This window comes from Plantibacter sp. Mn2098 (genome assembly GCF_049319745.1).
Classification (GTDB): Bacteria; Actinomycetota; Actinomycetes; order Actinomycetales; family Microbacteriaceae; genus Plantibacter.
The window spans coordinates 179,393-197,075 of sequence record NZ_JBMOUH010000009.1; the positions used below are offsets into that span (position 1 = coordinate 179,393).

The following is a 17,683-nucleotide window of genomic DNA, read 5'->3' on the forward strand; positions in this document are numbered from 1 at the left end:
TATGACCACTCATGTCGACACCAGGACCAGCCAGCTTCGCATCGTCTCCGGCGTGCGTCGGCCTGCTCAGGTGACGTCTGCGACGGCATCGATGGACGCCGTGTCAGCGGCCGCCTCGATCCCGCGGGCGGGGACTGCGAAGCGGGAGCACCGATTCGGCGCCGCGATCGGCGTCGTCCTCGGCAACATCGCGCTCTGGGGGCTCGTGTCGCTGACGATCGGCGGCGTGCTCCTTGTGCAGGGCCTCATCGCCGGCACCGTGCTCGCCTCGTTCTTCGGCAAGGGCTGAGCGGAGCCTTCCGGCTGGCCGGCCGTCCGCCCGACCGGCCGATCATCGCGAGCTAGTTCGCGCGTTCCTCGTCGTCCGGGATCGCGTCCTCTTCGTCGGCGGCGTCCCGCGCGTCCTGCAGGCGTTCGGCCTCGTCGTCCGTCAGGAGGTCGGGGTCGCCCGTGATGTGCGTGGACATGCCCGGGATCATCTGCTCGGGGTTCTCGTCGCGGATGCCCTCATATGCTCCGAAATCGGTCATCTCGTCGTCCTCCTCGTCGTCGGTGGCCCCAACGCTAGACGTGCGAGGCCGACCGGGCAAGGGGTTGCGGGCGGGCGGAGGACATCACGGGACGAGTGCGGCTCTTCGGGCGACGAGGACGTCCGCCGCCCGAAGGCGATGACGACCGTCAGCGAACCGTGTTTCGGTTGATCCGCTGCGGTCGTCGTCGGTCACTCGACGATGGAGAGGGTGACCTCGATGTTGCCGCGCGTGGCGTTCGAGTACGGGCACACCTGGTGTGCGGCGTCGACGAGTTCCTGTGCTTCTTCACGGGTGACATTGGGCACGTAGACGTCGAGCTCGACGGCCAGCCCGTATCCGCCCTCGCCGTTCGGGCCGATGCCGACGCTCGCGGACACGGCCGCATCCATCGAGTTGAGCTTCTTCGAGCGGGCGACGGCGTGCAGCGCGCTCAGGAAGCACGCGGAGTACCCGGCTGCGAACAGCTGCTCTGGGTTCGTGCCCTCGCCGGATCCACCCATCTCCTTGGGCTGACGCGTGTCGAGGTCGAGGGTGTCGTCCTCGCTCCGAACGTGACCGTCACGGCCACCACCTGATGCATGGGCTACTGCTGTGTACACGATTTCCATAACCCAATCCTCTCATCGTGCTTTCCGCCGACCGACCCTTGCGCGCCGTTCCTGCACATCTTCTCGCCGGAATCGGATCCCGCAAGCCCCCGGCCAGCAACCCGGTCCGGGGGTACCGTTGCAGCCTCGCGTGCCGCACCGTCACGAGCTGCTGTGACACGACTACCGCGCCGCCTTGAACCTCGATCGCTCCACCCACAACGGAAGGCAACACGATGACGGACACACTCGCCCACACGACCACCGCGCCGAAGGGATCAGGGGCGAAGCTCACGAGACGACAGAATGCCGAGCATGGCTTCAAGGCTTCGAAGGCGCTGACCGATGATCTCCAGCGGGTGCTCGTCGACCTCGTCGAACTTCACCTGCAAGGCAAGCAGGCGCACTGGAATGTCGTCGGGAAGAACTTCCGCGACCTCCATCTGCAGCTCGATGAGATCATCGACGCCGCGCGCGAGTTCAGTGACACCGTCGCGGAGCGGCTGCGCGCCCTGCACGCTGCGCCGGACGGGCGGAGCGACACGGTCGCAGCCACGACGACGCTTCCGGAATACCCGCAGGGCGAGATCGACACGGCAGAGACGGTTGACCTCGTGACCGCGCGGCTCGAGACGACGGTGGCGACCATCCGCGACGTGCACGACGAGGTCGATGACGAGGACCCGACGAGCGCGGACATCCTGCACACCATCATCGAGCGGCTGGAGCAATTCGCCTGGATGGTGAGTGCAGAGAACCGGAAGCCGACGAAGTCGACGTCCTGACTTCCGCGTCACGCGTGCTCGCGCAGCCGCCTGCCCTCAAGCGCGTCCTTCGCGTCCTTGTCCGCTCTGGCGATGATCGCCGCGTCCGAGCGGAGGGTGACCCGCAGCTGTTCTTCGGCATGGATCCCATCGGCGAGTTGACGCGCTCGTTGGAGCTCGATGTCGAGCTGGGCGCCGAACAGCAGGGCCAGGTTCGCGATCCAGATCCACAGGAGGAAGATCACCACGCCGGCGAGGGACCCGTAGGTCTTTTCGTAGTTGGCGAAGTTGCCGAGGTAGAACCCGAACGCGACCGATGCGACGACGAGCACAACGAGTGCCGTCACCGCTCCGAGGCTCAACCATCTGAAGCGCGGTGGTTTGACGTTCGGCGTCGCGTGATAGAGCAGGGCCACGAGGAACACGATTGCGACCGCGATGAGCGGCCACTTGACGATCGACCACACGGTCAGCACGGTGTCGCCGAGCCCGATCGCCTCGCCGATCGCGCTCGCGACCGGACCCGAGACGATCAGGGCGACGCCGATGAGGGCGATCACCACGAGGACGACGACCGTCACACCGAGCTGCACGGGTCGCAACCTCCACACCGTGCGGCCCTCTGCGACGCCGTACATGCGGTTGAGCGCGCGACCGAATCCACCGACGTACCCGGACGCAGACCAGATGGCGCCGACGATGCCGATGACGAGGCCCCAGCCGACGGCGGGTGAGGCGATGAACTGCTCGATGACACCGCGGACGAAGTCGAGGCTCGATGACGGAACGAGCTGGCCGGCGATGTCGAGCAGCGCCGCGGTCCCGGCTTCACTCTGCCCGAACAGCCCGAGGATCGAGACGAGCGCGAGCACGGCGGGAAAGAGCGACAGCACCGCGAAGTAGGTGAGTCCGGCAGCCAGATCGGTGCACTGGTTGGCGGAGAATGCGTGCAGCGAACGCTTGAGCGGGTAGGTCCACTCAGCCACGGTGCCCCGTCCTGTTCCGCCAGACGATGACGGCGGCGATCGCGGCTGCAACGCCTCCGAGGACGGCGAGCGTCGTCGGGACGTGCGCGCGGGCGGCGGTCCGCACGTCGAACTTGCGGAACAGCAGGTCGAGCGTCTCGGCGAGGTGTTCGCGGGTCTGTTCGACGTCGAGCTGCAGCGAGTTCAGCCCGGCGCCGGGCGGCAGGGGCGGTCGGTCTGCGGCGGATCCGGTGTGTCGCCCGGTGATGTCGCTCCGGTCACTGTCGGTCATCTGAGTCCTTCCGATCGTCGCCGTGGTGTGCGTCGGGGCCGCGGTCGGCGTTGTTCGTCGCGCCGGCGCTGGGCAGGAGAGCTTCGATACTGCGCTCCGGCTTGAGATTGCCGCCCGTCTTCAGCTTGCGCAGGCCGACGAGGGCGAGCACCGCCGCGATGATGAGGAGCGCTCCGCCGACGATGAGCGCGGACAACCAGGCTGGGAGCACGGTCGCGAGTCCGAGCACGGCGGCGGCGATGAGCGTGCCGAACGCGAAGAACACGAGGACGAGGGCGCTGACGAGCAGGCCTGCGCCGATGCCGAGGCTCGTCGCCTTCTTCGTCATCTCGGCTTTGAAGAGGGCGATCTCCGCCTGCACGAGCCGTATCAGGTCGTCCCGGAGGTCGGCGAGCAGTTCACTCACCGGTGGGAGACGACGCCGTGCTCGTCGGGCGCCGGCGCTCGTCGACCATTCGGCGGACGATCTGCCGGGGGACGCTCCAGGACGGGTGCTCCGCCCGGGTGGGCCGTTGCGCGTATCGGTCATGGGTGTGCGTCCTTCGTTCGAGGCCGACCGGGGTCGGCACATCCGACTCCAAGCTAACGCCGGGCGCAGAACCGAAGCAAGGGGTTGACACCGTTGTGGGCTGGAAGCGCCCGTCGGTCAGTGACCGACCGGCGCTCCTGCCTCGGGTGCGGCCTTCCGGAGGAAGCAGGCGCCGACGATCGCGAACATGGAGATGATCGCCCCGGCGAAGAACGCGGAGCGCACACCGCCGGCGGCCGCAGCTTCGAGCGATGCGCCGCCCGCCGTGCCTGCGGCGGTCCCGGCGGCCATGATCGTCACGAACAGCGCCGTGCCGGCCGCGCCGGCGACCTGCTGCACGGTGCCGACGATCGCACTCGCGTGCGAGTACAGCTGCGGCTTGACCGCGCCGAGAGCCGAGGTGAAGAGCGGGGTGAACAGCAACGCGAGTCCGAGGCTCAGGATGAGGTGGGCCGCGAGGAGGAACAGCGGCGGGGTGTGATCGGTCACCATCGTCAACCCCCACAGGACACCGCTCACGATGATGGAGCCGGGAATCACGAGCGGAGCCGGTCCCACCCGGTCGTACAGCCGGCCGACGAACGGCGCGAGCAGTCCCATGAGCAGGCCGCCTGGCAGCAGGAGCAGCCCCGTCTGAACCGGTTCGAGGTGCAACACCTCCTGCAGGTAGATCGGCAGGAGGATGAGCGTCCCGAACAGGGCGATCATGCTCGCAACCATCATCGAGATGGCGACCGTGAAGTTCAGGGAGCGGAACGTGCGCAGATCGAGCAGCGCACGATCCCCGCGTTGCAGACGCAGCTGACGGAGGATGAACAGCGCCAGGGCCACAACGCCGGTGCCGAGCGAGATCCACATCGGCAGGGCGGAACCGTCCGTGGTCGCGCCGATCTGGCTGAGCCCGTAGATGAGACCGCCGAACCCGAACGCCGACAGGACGACCGAGAGCACGTCGATGGGCACGAGCTTCGGTTCGGACACGTTCTCCACCCGCCGGATGCCGATCACGAGCATCACGAGCGCGATGGGCAGCACGAGCCAGAACATCCACCGCCAGGTGAGCGTGTTGAGGATGATGCCGGAGATCGTCGGGCCGATGGCCGGCGCCACCGAGATGACGATCGACACGTTGCCCATCGTGCGGCCGCGCGACGCGGCGGGGACGAGCGTCATGATCGTCGTCATGAGCAGCGGGAGCATGATCGCCGTGCCGGATGCCTGTACGACCCTCGCGACGACGAGGAGACCGAACCCAGGCGACAGCGCGGCCAATAGGGTTCCCGCGGAGAAGAGCGACATGGCCGCGATGAAGATCGGGCGTGTCTCGAACCGCTGCAGCAGGAAGCCGGTGATGGGGATGACGACCGCCATCGTGAGCATAAACGCCGTGGTCAACCACTGCGCGTCGCGTGCCTCGATGTGCAGATCGACCATCAGCTCGCGGATCGCGACGCTCATGATCGTCTCGTTGAGGATGACGACGAAGGTGGCGGCGAGCAGCAGCCAGATCACCCGGCTGTTCCGTGCCGTGTGGTCGATCGTGCCGCTCTGGGATGAGCCGGCCGCGGATGCCGGCGCCTGCGGCGGCGCAGCGGAGTCGGTGAGTCGTTCGGTCATAACTGCCGTTCTGGGGTCCTGGTGCCGGGAGAGGGTGCGTATCGCAACCCGGGTGGCACCGATCGTATTCCTGATTCGGCGCTCGACGCTCTACAGTCGTGAGGTGACCCAGACGCCTGACCTCCTGCAAGCGGCTATCGCCGGCTTCGGACTGGGGCTCTCGCTCATCGTCGCGATCGGCGCGCAGAACGCGTTCGTCCTCAGGCAGGGGATCAGACGCGAGCACGTGCTCGCGGTCGTCCTCGTGTGCGCCCTCTCCGATGCGGTGCTCATCCTGGCGGGCGTCGCCGGCATCGGATTCGTCGTCGAACGATTCCCCGTCGCACTCGTGGTGCTGCGGTGGTTCGGTGCTGCGTTCCTCATCGGGTACGGCATCCTCGCGGCCAGACGTGCGTTCGCACCGACCGTCCTCACCCCGGATGCCGCTCGCGCGCCGAGCGGATTCTGGCCGACGGTCCTGACCGTGCTGGCGCTCACCTGGCTGAACCCGCACGTGTACCTCGACACGGTCCTCCTGCTCGGTTCGGTCGCGAGCACGCACGGCGACGTCGGCCGGTGGGCATTCGGTGCAGGAGCGGTCGTTGCGAGCATCGTCTGGTTCGCAGCGCTCGGCTTCGGCGCGCGGCTGCTCCGCGGCGTGTTCGCGAAGCCCGTGTCCTGGCGGATACTCGACGGCATCATCGCCGTTGTGATGATCACCCTCGCTGTGCTCCTGCTCGTGCGCCACTGAGCGGGTCCGTCCGCATCGCCGGGCACTGAGCACCATGCCGCTCGGGTCCGGCCCCGCGGCGGTGACATCCCGTGTCAAGCCCTCCCGGTGCGAGTGCGCTCGACCATACGCTCGATGGATCGCTCGCCGCGGCGCGAGCGTGGGAGGAGACGGCGTGACACGGATTGACGATCACCACGTCGGGACTGGCGCTGACGGACGCGTTGCGCTTCCGCCATCGGTGCGGACGCATTGGACGCGAGAGGCGGACGAAGCGTTCGACAGCGCGCCCCCGTCAGGTGCGCCGCCCGAGGCCGTGCTCGCGTGGGCCGCGGGCGTCGCCGCCGTCGTGCCGTTGCCGGCCTCCGGCCGAACCTCCGCACGATGGGAGTTCCTCGCATCGATCGCCGCGCTCGACGTCGCGAATGCGCGCATGCTCGAACCTCACCTCGACGCGATGGCCATCCTCGCCGAAGCGGCGGAGCACGATGCGCCCATCGCCGTCGCAGAATCGTCGACCTGGGGCGTCTTCGCCTCCGAAGGCCCGGCGTCCACCGTCTCAGCCGTCCCGAGCGGCTCCGAGTGGATTCTCGACGGCACCAAACCGTGGTGCTCGCTCGGAGCAGTCCTCAGCCACGCCCTCGTCACCGCGGCGACGGGAGGCGGCGGCCGTCGGTTGTTCGCGGTCGACCTCCGACAACCCGGAGTCACGGCCCACCGCGGCCCCTGGGTCGCCAGAGGGCTCGCCGAGGTGGTGAGCGCACCGATTACGTTCTCCAACGCCAGGGCGGAGCCCGTCGGCCCTGACGGCTGGTATCTGCGCCGGCCTGGTTTCGCCTGGGGTGGCATCGGCGTCGCCGTGTGCTGGTGGGGAGCTGCGATCGGCATCGCCAGAGCCCTCGCAGACGCCGCCGAACGCCGCGCCCCCGACCAACTCGGCGAGGCGGCGCTCGGCTTCGTCGACCGGAACCTCCATGTGGCAGGCGCATCGATCTCCGATGCGGCCTTCGTCGTGGATGAGGCCCTCCGCGACCCCGACGCTCCGTCACCATCCGTCGTGTCCAAACGGACCAGGAACATCGTGGCGGCCGCTGCAGCAGCGGTGACCGACCGTGTGGTCGCGACCCTCGGCCCAGGACCGACGACCACCGACGAGACCTTCGCAAAACGCGTCGCAGATCTGCAGCTCTACCTCGCGCAGCATCACGGCGAGCGCGACGACGCCTCACTCGGACGAGCGATCACGGGAACGGGGAGACGACCGTGGTGACGTTCGACCACCGCGACGCCGGCACGCCAGAGGAGGTGTGGGCGGCGAGCGGGGTGCTCGACTCCATGCCGGTGATCGAGCCCGATGACGACGTCGACGTCGTCGTCGTCCTGGCCGCACACCCCGACGACGAGACGCTCGGCGCAGGCGGTCTCATCGCGAGAAGCCATCGCCAGGGCGCCCACGTCGTGATCGTCATTGCGACCGATGGAGAGCGATCGCACCCCGACTCTCCTTCGACCAGTGCGGAGCAGCTCATTCCCACCCGCCGGGCGGAAGTGCAGGCGGCGGTCGACCTGCTCGCCCCCGGCGCCCACATCCTGTTCCTCGGATTGCAGGACGGTGGACTGCGAGAGCACAGAGGGGACCTGGAGCGCGCGCTCGGCGCCGTCCTCGATGAAGCGGCACAGGGGACGACCGTTCTCCTGGCACCCTGGCGAGGGGATGGGCACCGTGACCACCGGATCGCCGGTGAAGTCGCATACTCCGCAGCAACAGAGCGAGGCGTCACCCTCCTCGAATACCCCATCTGGTTGTGGCACTGGGCCGACCCGGCCGCGCCCGTCCCGGACTGGGAAGCGTTCAGAGCGCTGCGCCTCTCCCCGTGGGAACGCCAGACGAAACTCGCCGCACTCGACCGTTACGAGAGCCAGACACGGCCACTGTCCGAGGCCCCCGGCGACGAGGCCGTCCTCCACCCCGGTATGCAACAACACTTCGACCGAGACGTGGAGGTCTACGCGCCAACCGTGTCCTGGTCCATCAACACCGCACCTATCCAGGTGCAATCGACCTCCCTCGACGTGCACTTCTTCGACGACTTCTATGCAGGACGCGACGACCCGTGGGGATTCGAGACCCGCTGGTACGAACAGCGCAAACGCGCCATCACCCTCGCATCCATGCCGCAACGACGCGCCAGGAGCGGACTCGAGGTCGGATGCTCGACCGGGGTGCTGACCGAAGCGCTCGCCGCCCGCTGCGACCGCCTGCTGGGCATCGACATCGCAGAAGAAGCGCTCGCCAGAGCGCGCAGACGACTCGCAGAGCACCCGCACGTCGACTTCGAGCGCCATACGACACCGTGGGAGTGGCCGGAAGGCCAGTTCGACCTGATCGTGTTGTCCGAAGTCGGCTACTACTGGGGGCCGACAGACCTCGCCACCGCGATCGACCGCGCGATCGACGCCCTCACCCCGGACGGCGTCCTCATCGCCTGCCACTGGCGACACCCCGTTGCCGAGTACCCCTCCGACGGCGACACGGTGCACGCCGCGCTCGCAGAACGTCCAGAGCTCGCCGTGATGCTTCGACACGTGGAGGAGGACTTCGTGCTGGAGGTCTTCAGTCGCCCGCCGGCGACCTCTGTCGCGCGTCAGACGGGGCTGCTGTTGTGACGCGAGGACGAGCACACGGCCTCGTGCGTGCCGTCGGCGTTGTGATCCCCGCCCACAATGAGGCCGCTCTGCTCGAACGATGCCTGAGCGGGATGACGCTTGCCGTCGAGGATCTGCTGCTCGCGGACGAGCATCTTGCGGTCGTGGTGGTCGTCGTCCTCGACTCGTGCACGGACGGATCCCTGGCGATCGCGCAGCGGTTCGGCTTCGAGAACCTGATCGTGGACCACGGTGCCGTCGGCGCGGCGAGGCGCGCGGGCGTCGAGGTCGTCAGTGCTCGGCTCGCGGGGTTCGACTCGCGATCCGTGTGGCTTGCGAACACCGACGCGGATTCATGTGTGCCGGCCCATTGGCTGCGAGAACAGGTCCGGTTGGCGGACCACGGCACTGATCTGATCGTGGGCACGGTGCGGCCTGATCCGACCGATCTGACCGCTGAGCAGTTCGCGCAGTGGTCGCGTTCGCATCCGCCGGGCGAGGCGAACGCTCACGTGCACGGGGCGAACCTGGGTGTGCGGCTCTCGTGCGCCGTCGACAACGGCGGGTTCCCCGCGATCCCGGAGCACGAGGATGCGCGATTGGTGGAACGCCTGCGTGCGGCTGGTGTCCCCGAGATCGCGACCGATGACATCTGGGTGCTCACCTCGGGCCGGTTCATCGGTCGAAGTCCCGCCGGGTATGCGCATCACCTGGCCGAGACGCTCGCGGGGGATCGTGCGGCGGCGCACTGAGCGGCTCCACTCGGCTCCGACCGGCGATCGGTAGTCTTGACCGGTGCCGTACACACTCCGACAGGTCAACACGATCATCGAAACCCTCTGGCCGCTGGCCGGCGCCGAGGACTGGGATGCCCCGGGGCTCCTCGTCGGCGACCCCGAGCAACGCGTCGAGCGGGTGCTCTTGGCGGTCGACGCCGTTGCGGCGACGGTCGACGAGGCCGTGTCCGCTTCAGCCGACCTCCTGCTCGTCCACCACCCGCTCCTGATGCGCGGGGTCACCTCGGTCGCGGAAGACCGCTACAAGGGCGCGATCATCGCTCGCCTCATCCGCAGCGGCATCGCGCTCGTGGCCGCACATACGAACGCCGACATCGTGCAGAACGGCACGTCGGACGTCCTTTCGACCCGCCTCGGGTTGGTCGACGCCGTGCCGATCGTCCCCGGAGCGGACGGTGCCACCGGACTCGGCCGCGTCGGCGATCTGCACGAACCCTCGATGCTCGGCCAGATCGCGCGCGAGCTCGCATCCTTCCTCCCGCCAACGGCGACCGGTGTCCGGGCCGCCGGAGCCTTCGACAAGCCGATCACGCGCATCGCGGTGTGCGGCGGTGCGGGGGACTCCCTGCTCGGCCACCCCGCGGTACGCGGAGCCGACCTGTACGTCACGGCGGATCTGCGGCACCACCCGGCGTCCGAATCCCGCGAGCAGACGATCCTCACCGGCGAAGGTCCCGCGCTCATCGACGTCTCGCACTGGGCGAGCGAATGGCTGTGGCTCGATGCCGCCGCCGCGGCTCTCCGCGAAGCCCTGCCCGAGCTGCAGGTCGTGGTGAGCGAATTGCGGACGGACCCGTGGGACTTCGTCGTCACCCAGTGACGTCCCGGACAGGTTCGGGCAGTCCAGCGGGGCCCGCCCTGAGCACAGCAGTGCATCACGGGAGCAGCGACTCCCGGTAGTGTGAACAGTCGACAGTTTGGAACATCGTGAAAGCCAGCCCAGCAGACCAGAAGACCTTGCTCACCCTCCAGGGCATCGACACCGGCGTGCAGCGCGCCACCTACAAGGCGGGACGCCTCCCGGAGGAGGCTCGGATCACCGAGCTGCAGCGTGAACTCGAGACCGTGCGCGTCTCGCACATCGAGAAGGTCGGCGTCCGTGAGGACGCTCGCACCGAGCTCAGCCGCATCGAGTCCGACGTCACCGTCGTCGAGGCGAGGATCAAGCGCGACAGCGATCGCCTGCAGACCTCCAGCTCCGCCAAGGACGTCGAGGCGCTGCAGAGCGAGCTCACGGCCCTCCAGAAGCGCCAGGGCGACCTGGAGGAGATCGAGCTCACGGTCATGCAGCGCGTCGAAGACGCCGATGCAGCCGTTGCAGAATCCGAGAGCGTCCGCAACGGACTGCAGGAACTCCTGGACGAAGTCGTGGCGAAGCGCGATGCGCAGCTCGTCGAACTCGTCGCAGAGCGCACCCGTCTGGAAGCCGACCGCGCATCGGTCGTCCCGGGCATCCCCGCGGACCTCCTCGCGCTCTACGAGCAGCGTCGGAGCCGTGGCGGCACCGGCGCGGCCCTGTTCCGCGCTGGCACCTGCGGTGCGTGCGCCATCGCACTCACGGGCAACGACCTCGCCGCGGTCCGCTCCGCAGCGAAGGACGATGTTGTGCAGTGCCCCGACTGCAGCGCGATCCTCGTGCGCACCGAGGAGTCCGGCCTCTCCTGAGTGTCGGGACGTCCGTCTCCGGCACCGGTAGACTGAGACCGTGAATGGGCCGGCCAGGCGGTCGCGTCATGTGAATCCCTCCGGGGAGGAGCATGCCGAGGAACGTCCGGGCTCCACAGAGCAGGGCGGTGGGTAACACCCACCCGGGGCAACCCGCGAGACAGTGCCACAGAGAAGAGACCGCCGCAGGCGACTGCGGTCAGGGTGAAACGGTGGGGTAAGAGCCCACCAGCGACCGGGGTGACCCGGTCGGCTCGGTAAACCTCGTCCGGAGCAAGGTCAACAGGGAACGCTGAGGCTGCTCGCCAAGTTTCCGGGTAGACCGCTAGAGGGCTGCGGCAACGTAGTCCCGAGAGAGATGGCCGTCCGATGCGCTTCGTGCGCAGAGACAGAACCCGGCGTACCGGCCGACCCATTCACATCTTCCAGCTCGGTCGATGGACGGCGCGAAGCTCAGAGCGAGTCCGGTAGCTCGTCCGGAACGAATCGGTACCCCATGCCCGGCTCCGTGATCAGGTACCGCGGAGCGGACGGCACCGGCTCGAGCTTCTTCCGCAACTGCGCCAGGTAGAGCCGCAAGTAGCCTGTGTCCGTCGTGTACTGCGGTCCCCAGACCTCCGTCAGGAGCATCTGCCTCGTGACGAGCTGTCCCGGGTGCCTGATGAGCTGTTCGAGGAGCTTCCACTCGGTCGGGGTGAGCCGGACCGGCTCCGTGCGACCGTCTGCGGACCGCCTCGTCGCGACCGTGTCCGCGAGATTCACGGTGACGTCGCCGAAGGTGACCGTCGGCGACTCCGGCGCCTGGACCGTGCGGCGGGTCAACGCCCGCACTCTGGCGAGGAGCTCATCGATCGCGAACGGCTTCGTCACGTAGTCGTCGGCCCCTGCGTCCAGGGCGTCCACCTTGTCGGCGGAGTCCGTCCGACCGGAGACCACGAGGATCGGCAGGGCGGACCAGCCGCGCACGCCGTGGATGACGTCGACACCGCCGATGCCCGGCATGCCGAGGTCGAGGATCAGCAGGTCCGGCCGATGCTCCGCGGCCTGGCTGAGCGCGGTGGCCCCGTCCGGAGCGGTGACGACGTCGTATCCGCGTGCGGTGAGCGTGATGCGCAGCGCCCGGAGGATCTGGGGGTCGTCGTCGGCGATCAGGATCCGCATCAGTGGTTGTTCCCCTCGGCTGTGGCGTCGTCGTTCTGTGGTTCGTCTGCGTCCGGGCCTCGACGCTCCTCGAGCCGCAGCACCATCGTCAGTCCGCCGCCAGGGGTGTCCTCCGCATCGAGGCTGCCGCCCATGCCCTCCATAAAACCACGGGAGAGCGCGAGGCCGAGCCCGAGGCCGGTCGTGTTGTCGTCGTCGCCGAGCCGCTGGAACGGGACGAAGATGTCGTCCTTCCGTTCGGCAGGCACACCGGGCCCGCGATCCACGACCCGCAGCTCCACCGCGCCCTGGAAGGTGCTGACCCGCACGACGGGCGGCTCGTCGGCCGGTGAGAATCGCAGGGCGTTCCCGATGACGTTCACCACGACCCGCTGCAGGAGCACGGCGTCCGCGAGGACGTTCGGCGCGTCCGGCGGCAGCTCGAGATGCACTGCGCCGGGACCCAGCCCGAGTTCGTCGAGCGCGAGCAGCAGCACGTCGTCGTAGGCGGTCGGTGCGAGGGCGACCGCGAGGACGCCGGCCTGGAGCCGGCTCGCGTCGAGCAGGTTCGTCACGAGTCCGCTCAGGGAGGCGAGGCTCGCTTCCGCCGTTTCGAGGAGCTGTTCCCGGTCGCCGTCGTTCCAGTCCATGTTGGGCGCGTTCAACGCGGTCACGGCGGCGGTCGCGGCTGCGAGCGGGCGGCGCAGATCGTGGCCGACAGCGGCCAGGAGCGCGCTGCGCACCCGGTCGGTCTGTTCGAGCGGCAGCATCTCTTCGGCCGCGAGTCGCAACTGCTCACGCTCGATCACGGCCTCCATCTGCGCGATGATGGCGCCGAGTGCTCGTCGGTCGGCCGCTTCGAGGTGTCGTCCGGACAGTTCGAGCGTCGCATCCGCGCCGACGGGGAGCCTCGTGGTGTGGGCCTCGTCGGCCGGTTCGCCGTCGGTGACGACCGCTTCGCGTCCGCGCAGGAGCCGGACGCCGACGAGCCCGAAGGCTTCTCGTGTGCGGCTGACGAGCGCCTGGAGGGCGTTCTCGCCGCGGATGACGCTGCCGGCGACCGTCGCGAGCAGGTCGGATTCCGCACCGGCCCTGGCCGCCGATCGAGACCGCCTGGCCGCCTGGTCGACCACGACGCTCACGAGCGCGGCGATGGCGACGTACAGGACGAGTGCGACGAGATGGGACGGGTCGCTGATGGTGATGCTGCCGACGGGCGCGATGAAGAAGAAGTCGAGGGTGACGCCACTGAGCACCGCCGCGAAGACGGCCGGCCACAGTCCACCGAGGAGGGCGACGATGACGACGAACAGCTGATACGTGAGCGCCGTCGGCGTGAGCGTCTCAGGTGCGCGCACGAGTTCGAGCAACCAGGTGAGGATCGGCCCTCCCACGAGGGCGAGGACGAAGCCGAGCACACGCCGCCGGACGGTGAGGGCGCCGCGGAACCGGGGGAGCGCCGCCCGAGAACCGGCAGCGGCGTGGGCGACCATGTGCACGTCGATGTCGCCGGACTCGCGGATGACGGTTGCGCCGATGCCCGGACCGCCGAGCAGCGCGCTCACGCGACTGCGCCGACTGACGCCGACGACGAGCTGGGTCGCGTTGCTCGCCTTCGCGAACGTGACGAGCGCTTCCGGGATGTCCTGTCCGAGCACCTGGTGGTAGCTGCCGCCGAGGCGTTCGACGAGCGCCCGCTGGTTGGCGAGGACGCCTGGATCGGCGTCTCTGAGACCGTCCTGGGTCGCGACGTGCACGGCGACGAGGTCGCCGCCGGCCGAGCGGGACGCGATCCTGGCGCCGCGGCGGATGAGCGTGTCGCCCTCCGGTCCGCCGGTCAGCGCGACGACGACACGTTCTCGCGCATCCCATCGGTCGTTGATCTCGTGTGCGGCCCGGTACGCGCCCAGGGCGCTGTCCACGTCGTCTGCGAGCCACAGCAGGGCGAGTTCGCGCAGGGCGGTGAGGTTGCCGAGACGGAAGTAGTGCGACAGCGCCGCATCGATGCGATCGGCCGGGTACACCTCACCGGCGGAGAGTCTGGCTCGCAGCGCCTGCGGGACGAGGTCGACGAGTTCGACCTGATCGGCAGCGCGCAGCACGTGGTCGGGGATCGTCTCGCGCTGCCTGACACCCGTGATGCGCTCCACGACGTCGGTCAGGGATTCGATGTGCTGGATGTTGACCGTCGACAGGACGTCGATGCCGGCGTCCAGCAGGGTGTCGACGTCCTGCCAGCGTTTTGCGGCCGTCGACCCCGGTGCGTTCGTGTGTGCGAGCTCGTCGACGAGGGCGAGCTCCGGCTTGCGCGCGATGATCGCGTCGAGATCGAGCTCAGACAGGGTCACGCCGCTGTGTTCGACCGTGGCCCTCGGCACGATCTCCAGACCGTTCGTGAGGGCGGCGGTCGCGGCGCGGCCGTGGGTCTCGACAAGACCCACGACCACGTCGATGCCGGCGTCGCGCAGACGGGCGCCCTCTTCGAGCATCGCGAACGTCTTGCCGACTCCGGGGGCTGCCCCGAGGAATACCCGCAATCGTCCGCGTGTCATGCTCAGTCGCCCATCTTCGCGAGTGCCAGGTTGAGTGCAAGCACGTTGACCCGTGGTTCCCCGAGGAAGCCGAGGTCCCTGCCCTGAATCTTAGACGTGATGAGTGCGTCGACCTTGGAGACGTCGAGCCCGCGTGCCGTGGCGATCCGCTGCGCCTGCAGCTGGGCGTACGCGACGCTGATGTCGGGGTCGAGGCCGGAGCCTGAGGCCGTGAGCGCGTCAGAGGGGATAGCGCTCGGGGACACGTCGTCGTCCGACGCGATGGCGGCGGCGCGCGCCTGGATGTCGCCGAGCAGGACCTTGCTGTTCGGCCCGAGGTTGCTGCCGCCGGAGGTGGTGGAGTCGTATCCGGTGCCGGCCGCCGACGGTCGCGACTGGAACCACTGCGGCAGTGCGGCGCCCTGCTTGTCGGTGAAGCTCTGCCCGATGAGCGAGGACCCGACGACGTGCCCGTCCTGGCTGACGAGGGAACCGTTGGCCTGGGCGCCGAAGGCGACCTGCCCGACACCCGTGATGACGAGCGTGTAGCCGACGCCGAGGACGAGGGTGAAGAGGAGCATCGTCCTGGTGGCGACGCCCAGCTGGCGGAGGATTCCGCGCGAGGTGGTCATGAGTTGTTCCTGTCCGATCTGGAGGTGTTCGGGTTCGTGATGGGCTGGTCCGCGCCGGCTGCTGCCGCTCGGCCGTGAATCATCTGAGGCCTGATGTCTGCTTCGCGCATGATCAGAACCCGGGCAGCAGCGACACGACGAGGTCGATCAGCTTGATGCCGATGAACGGCGCGATGAGTCCGCCGAGCCCGTAGATGAGCAGGTTCCGGCCGAGCAGGGACGTCGCGGAGGCTGCACGGTAGGCGACACCGCGCAGGGCGAGCGGGATGAGCACCACGATGATGAGCGCGTTGAAGATCACGGCGGACAGGATCGCGGAGGACGGCGAGTGCAACTGCATGATGTTGAGCACCTGCAGCCCGGGGAACGCGACCGCGAACATGGCCGGGATGATCGCGAAGTACTTCGCGACGTCGTTCGCGATCGAGAACGTCGTGAGCGATCCACGCGTGATGAGCAACTGCTTGCCGATCGTGACGATGTCGATGAGCTTCGTCGGGTCGGAGTCGAGGTCGACCATGTTGCCGGCCTCCTTCGCCGACGACGTGCCCGTGTTCATCGCGACGCCGACATCCGCCTGGGCGAGCGCCGGTGCGTCGTTCGTGCCGTCGCCCGTCATGGCGACGAGGTTGCCGCCTTCCTGCTCCCGCCTGATGAGCGCGAGCTTGTCCTCCGGTGTCGCTTCGGCCAGGACGTCGTCGACGCCGGCTTCGAGTGCGATGGCCTTCGCGGTCACGGGGTTGTCGCCCGTGATCATGACCGTGCGGATGCCCATGCGACGCAGGTCGCCGAAGCGTTCGGCGAGGCCCTCCTTGACGACGTCCTTCAGGAAGACCACGCCGAGCACTCGCGCGCGCCCGGTCGAGTCGGACTCCGCCACGACGAGTGGGGTGCCGCCGGCCTCGGACACGCGGTTCACTTCCGCGTCGAGCGTTGCGCGTGTCGACGGACCGATGGGGGTCTGCGCCTCGACCCAGGCGATGACCGCTGAGCCGGCGCCCTTCCGCACGGTGGATCCGTCGGGGAGGTCGACGCCGCTCATGCGCGTCTGCGCGGTGAACGGGACGAGCGCGCCGGTGGTCTCACGGTCGTGGTCGCCGAGGTCGTCGGCGAGGTCGAGGATCGAGCGGCCCTCCGGCGTCGGGTCGCCGAGGGAGGCGAGGACCGATGCGCGGGTGAGCGATGCGACGCTCACACCGACGATGGGCGCGAATTCGACGGCGCGGCGGTTGCCGTAGGTGATCGTGCCGGTCTTGTCGAGCAGCAGGGTGGTCACGTCTCCGGCGGCCTCGACCGCACGTCCGCTCAACGCGAGGACATTGCGCTGCACGAGCCGATCCATGCCGGCGATGCCGATCGCGGAGAGGAGGGCGCCGATGGTCGTCGGGATGAGGCAGACGAGGAGCGCGACGAGCACGGTCACGCCGACCGCGGCCCCGCCGGCGCTCGCCAGCGGGTTGATCGTGAGCGTCACGACGAGGAACACGATCGAGAGGCTGGCCAGGAGGATGCCGAGGGCGATCTCGTTCGGCGTCTTCTGCCTGGACGCGCCTTCGACGAGGCGGATCATGCGGTCCACGAAGGTCTCTCCTGGACGGCTGGTGATCCGCACGACGATGCGGTCGCTCAGCACGCGTGTTCCGCCCGTGACGGCGCTGCGGTCGCCGCCGGCCTCGCGGATGACCGGCGCGGACTCTCCGGTGATGGCGCTCTCGTCGACGGACGCGATGCCGTGGACGATGTCGCCGTCGCCCGGGATGAGGTCGCCGGCCGTCACCACGATGGTGTCGCCGAGCGTGAGGTCGGCGGACGCCACCTGCTCCACGGCCGCGCCGAGCGCCTCTGGGTCGAGATCGGCGTCGTAGGCGATGAGCCTCGACGCCGTGGTGGTCGTCCTGGTGGCGCGGAGGCTCGCGGCCTGCGCCTTGCCGCGGCCCTCTGCGACGGACTCTGCGAGGTTCGCGAACAGGACCGTCAGCCAGAGCCAGATGGCGATGGACCAGATGAACAGGAGCGAGACCGAGGTGTCCGGATCGCTGATGAACGGGGTCACGATCGCGATGAGGGTCGTGAGTGCCGCGCCGACCTCGACGATGAACATCACGGGGTTCTTCCACATCGCCGCCGGGTGCAGCTTCCGGAACGCGCCGGGAAGCGCCTGGAGGATCTGCGCAGGGCTGAGCGTCCTGCTGGACGGCTTCGTGCCGGCCGTGGCGCCGTGGTGATCGCGCGGCTGGGAGCCGGACGGGTGTTGCATGTTGGTGAGGGTGGACATG

Annotated in this window: 18 protein-coding genes and 1 other RNA gene; 9 read left to right on the forward strand and 10 right to left on the reverse strand. The window is 68.8% G+C overall.

Annotated features, from left to right (window positions below; translation table 11 throughout):
* Position 1 precedes the first annotated feature (1 nt).
* Positions 2 to 289, forward strand: a complete 288-nt coding sequence (locus ACL9RL_RS15160) for a hypothetical protein (protein WP_422781103.1) — start codon at positions 2 to 4, stop codon at positions 287 to 289.
* A 52-nt stretch (positions 290 to 341) separates the two neighbouring features.
* Here ACL9RL_RS15160 and ACL9RL_RS15165 read toward each other — a convergent pair whose 3' ends face one another.
* Entirely contained in the window at positions 342 to 530 is a 189-nt protein-coding gene (locus ACL9RL_RS15165) for a hypothetical protein (protein ID WP_422781104.1), read from the reverse strand.
* A gap of 191 nt (positions 531 to 721) precedes the next feature.
* On the reverse strand, positions 722 to 1,141 hold the full coding sequence (locus tag ACL9RL_RS15170) for an organic hydroperoxide resistance protein (RefSeq protein ID WP_422781105.1): 420 nt from the start codon (positions 1,139 to 1,141) through the stop codon (positions 722 to 724).
* Positions 1,142 to 1,356: 215 nt separating this feature from the next.
* Between ACL9RL_RS15170 and ACL9RL_RS15175 the strand changes: the two genes are divergently transcribed.
* Positions 1,357 to 1,905 carry a Dps family protein gene (locus tag ACL9RL_RS15175; protein ID WP_422781106.1) on the forward strand — a complete coding sequence of 183 codons (549 nt, stop codon included), beginning with the start codon at positions 1,357 to 1,359 and terminating at the stop codon, positions 1,903 to 1,905.
* A gap of 8 nt (positions 1,906 to 1,913) precedes the next feature.
* Here ACL9RL_RS15175 and ACL9RL_RS15180 read toward each other — a convergent pair whose 3' ends face one another.
* The 4 genes from ACL9RL_RS15180 to ACL9RL_RS15195 form a co-directional block, all read right to left on the reverse strand.
* Positions 1,914 to 2,870 carry a YihY/virulence factor BrkB family protein gene (locus tag ACL9RL_RS15180; RefSeq protein WP_422781107.1) on the reverse strand — a complete coding sequence of 319 codons (957 nt, stop codon included), beginning with the start codon at positions 2,868 to 2,870 and terminating at the stop codon, positions 1,914 to 1,916.
* On the reverse strand, positions 2,863 to 3,141 hold the full coding sequence (locus tag ACL9RL_RS15185) for a DUF3618 domain-containing protein (RefSeq protein WP_422781108.1): 279 nt from the start codon (positions 3,139 to 3,141) through the stop codon (positions 2,863 to 2,865). Before ACL9RL_RS15185 ends, ACL9RL_RS15180 begins: the two co-directional genes overlap by 8 nt.
* On the reverse strand, positions 3,128 to 3,670 hold the full coding sequence (locus ACL9RL_RS15190) for a phage holin family protein (protein WP_422781109.1): 543 nt from the start codon (positions 3,668 to 3,670) through the stop codon (positions 3,128 to 3,130). Before ACL9RL_RS15190 ends, ACL9RL_RS15185 begins: the two co-directional genes overlap by 14 nt.
* Positions 3,671 to 3,787: 117 nt before the next feature.
* Positions 3,788 to 5,287 carry a DHA2 family efflux MFS transporter permease subunit gene (locus ACL9RL_RS15195; RefSeq protein ID WP_422781110.1) on the reverse strand — a complete coding sequence of 500 codons (1,500 nt, stop codon included), beginning with the start codon at positions 5,285 to 5,287 and terminating at the stop codon, positions 3,788 to 3,790.
* A gap of 103 nt (positions 5,288 to 5,390) precedes the next feature.
* Here ACL9RL_RS15195 and ACL9RL_RS15200 point away from each other — a divergent pair, with 103 nt between their 5' ends.
* The 7 genes from ACL9RL_RS15200 (at position 5,391) to rnpB (ending at position 11,523) form a co-directional block, all read left to right on the forward strand.
* Complete coding sequence (locus ACL9RL_RS15200; protein ID WP_422781111.1) at positions 5,391 to 6,017, forward strand: LysE/ArgO family amino acid transporter; 627 nt, start codon at positions 5,391 to 5,393, stop codon at positions 6,015 to 6,017.
* Positions 6,018 to 6,171: 154 nt separating this feature from the next.
* Complete coding sequence (locus tag ACL9RL_RS15205; RefSeq protein ID WP_422781112.1) at positions 6,172 to 7,266, forward strand: acyl-CoA dehydrogenase; 1,095 nt, start codon at positions 6,172 to 6,174, stop codon at positions 7,264 to 7,266.
* Positions 7,260 to 8,663 (forward strand): PIG-L family deacetylase, encoded by a 1,404-nt coding sequence (locus ACL9RL_RS15210; protein ID WP_422781113.1) that lies wholly within the window; start codon positions 7,260 to 7,262, stop codon positions 8,661 to 8,663. Before ACL9RL_RS15205 ends, ACL9RL_RS15210 begins: the two co-directional genes overlap by 7 nt.
* A complete protein-coding gene (locus ACL9RL_RS15215; RefSeq protein ID WP_422781114.1) occupies positions 8,660 to 9,394 on the forward strand; it encodes a glycosyltransferase in 735 nt (244 codons plus the stop codon). Before ACL9RL_RS15210 ends, ACL9RL_RS15215 begins: the two co-directional genes overlap by 4 nt.
* Before the next feature lie 43 nt (positions 9,395 to 9,437).
* On the forward strand, positions 9,438 to 10,259 hold the full coding sequence (locus ACL9RL_RS15220; RefSeq protein ID WP_422781115.1) for a Nif3-like dinuclear metal center hexameric protein: 822 nt from the start codon (positions 9,438 to 9,440) through the stop codon (positions 10,257 to 10,259).
* A 107-nt stretch (positions 10,260 to 10,366) separates the two neighbouring features.
* Positions 10,367 to 11,104 carry a zinc ribbon domain-containing protein gene (locus ACL9RL_RS15225; RefSeq protein ID WP_422781116.1) on the forward strand — a complete coding sequence of 246 codons (738 nt, stop codon included), beginning with the start codon at positions 10,367 to 10,369 and terminating at the stop codon, positions 11,102 to 11,104.
* 45 nt (positions 11,105 to 11,149) lie between these two features.
* Positions 11,150 to 11,523, forward strand: an RNA gene (rnpB, locus tag ACL9RL_RS15230) — RNase P RNA component class A.
* A 34-nt stretch (positions 11,524 to 11,557) separates the two neighbouring features.
* Here rnpB and ACL9RL_RS15235 read toward each other — a convergent pair.
* The 4 genes from ACL9RL_RS15235 to kdpB all read right to left on the reverse strand — a co-directional run bounded on the left by ACL9RL_RS15235 (position 11,558) and on the right by kdpB (position 17,682).
* Positions 11,558 to 12,265 carry a response regulator gene (locus ACL9RL_RS15235; protein ID WP_422781117.1) on the reverse strand — a complete coding sequence of 236 codons (708 nt, stop codon included), beginning with the start codon at positions 12,263 to 12,265 and terminating at the stop codon, positions 11,558 to 11,560.
* Positions 12,265 to 14,796 (reverse strand): DUF4118 domain-containing protein, encoded by a 2,532-nt coding sequence (locus ACL9RL_RS15240; RefSeq protein ID WP_422781118.1) that lies wholly within the window; start codon positions 14,794 to 14,796, stop codon positions 12,265 to 12,267. The genes ACL9RL_RS15235 and ACL9RL_RS15240 overlap by 1 nt, the downstream gene beginning before the upstream one ends.
* Positions 14,797 to 14,798: 2 nt before the next feature.
* Complete coding sequence (gene kdpC, locus ACL9RL_RS15245; protein WP_422781119.1) at positions 14,799 to 15,407, reverse strand: potassium-transporting ATPase subunit KdpC; 609 nt, start codon at positions 15,405 to 15,407, stop codon at positions 14,799 to 14,801.
* A 112-nt stretch (positions 15,408 to 15,519) separates the two neighbouring features.
* Complete coding sequence (gene kdpB, locus ACL9RL_RS15250; protein ID WP_422781120.1) at positions 15,520 to 17,682, reverse strand: potassium-transporting ATPase subunit KdpB; 2,163 nt, start codon at positions 17,680 to 17,682, stop codon at positions 15,520 to 15,522.
* Position 17,683 lies beyond the last annotated feature (1 nt).

Excerpts from the sequence above, each read along its gene's own strand:
- ACL9RL_RS15160 (WP_422781103.1), top strand. The coding sequence starts at position 2 with ATGACCACTCATGTCGACACCAGGACCAGCCAGCTTCGCATCGTCTCC.
- ACL9RL_RS15165 (WP_422781104.1), bottom strand. The coding sequence starts at position 530 with ATGACCGATTTCGGAGCATATGAGGGCATCCGCGACGAGAACCCCGAG.
- ACL9RL_RS15170 (WP_422781105.1), bottom strand. The coding sequence starts at position 1,141 with ATGGAAATCGTGTACACAGCAGTAGCCCATGCATCAGGTGGTGGCCGT.
- ACL9RL_RS15175 (WP_422781106.1), top strand. The coding sequence starts at position 1,357 with ATGACGGACACACTCGCCCACACGACCACCGCGCCGAAGGGATCAGGG.
- ACL9RL_RS15185 (WP_422781108.1), bottom strand. The coding sequence starts at position 3,141 with ATGACCGACAGTGACCGGAGCGACATCACCGGGCGACACACCGGATCC.
- ACL9RL_RS15190 (WP_422781109.1), bottom strand. The coding sequence starts at position 3,670 with ATGACCGATACGCGCAACGGCCCACCCGGGCGGAGCACCCGTCCTGGA.
- ACL9RL_RS15195 (WP_422781110.1), bottom strand. The coding sequence starts at position 5,287 with ATGACCGAACGACTCACCGACTCCGCTGCGCCGCCGCAGGCGCCGGCA.
- ACL9RL_RS15235 (WP_422781117.1), bottom strand. The coding sequence starts at position 12,265 with ATGCGGATCCTGATCGCCGACGACGACCCCCAGATCCTCCGGGCGCTG.
- ACL9RL_RS15240 (WP_422781118.1), bottom strand. The coding sequence starts at position 14,796 with ATGACACGCGGACGATTGCGGGTATTCCTCGGGGCAGCCCCCGGAGTC.
- kdpC (WP_422781119.1), bottom strand. The coding sequence starts at position 15,407 with ATGACCACCTCGCGCGGAATCCTCCGCCAGCTGGGCGTCGCCACCAGG.
- kdpB (WP_422781120.1), bottom strand. The coding sequence starts at position 17,682 with ATGTCCACCCTCACCAACATGCAACACCCGTCCGGCTCCCAGCCGCGC.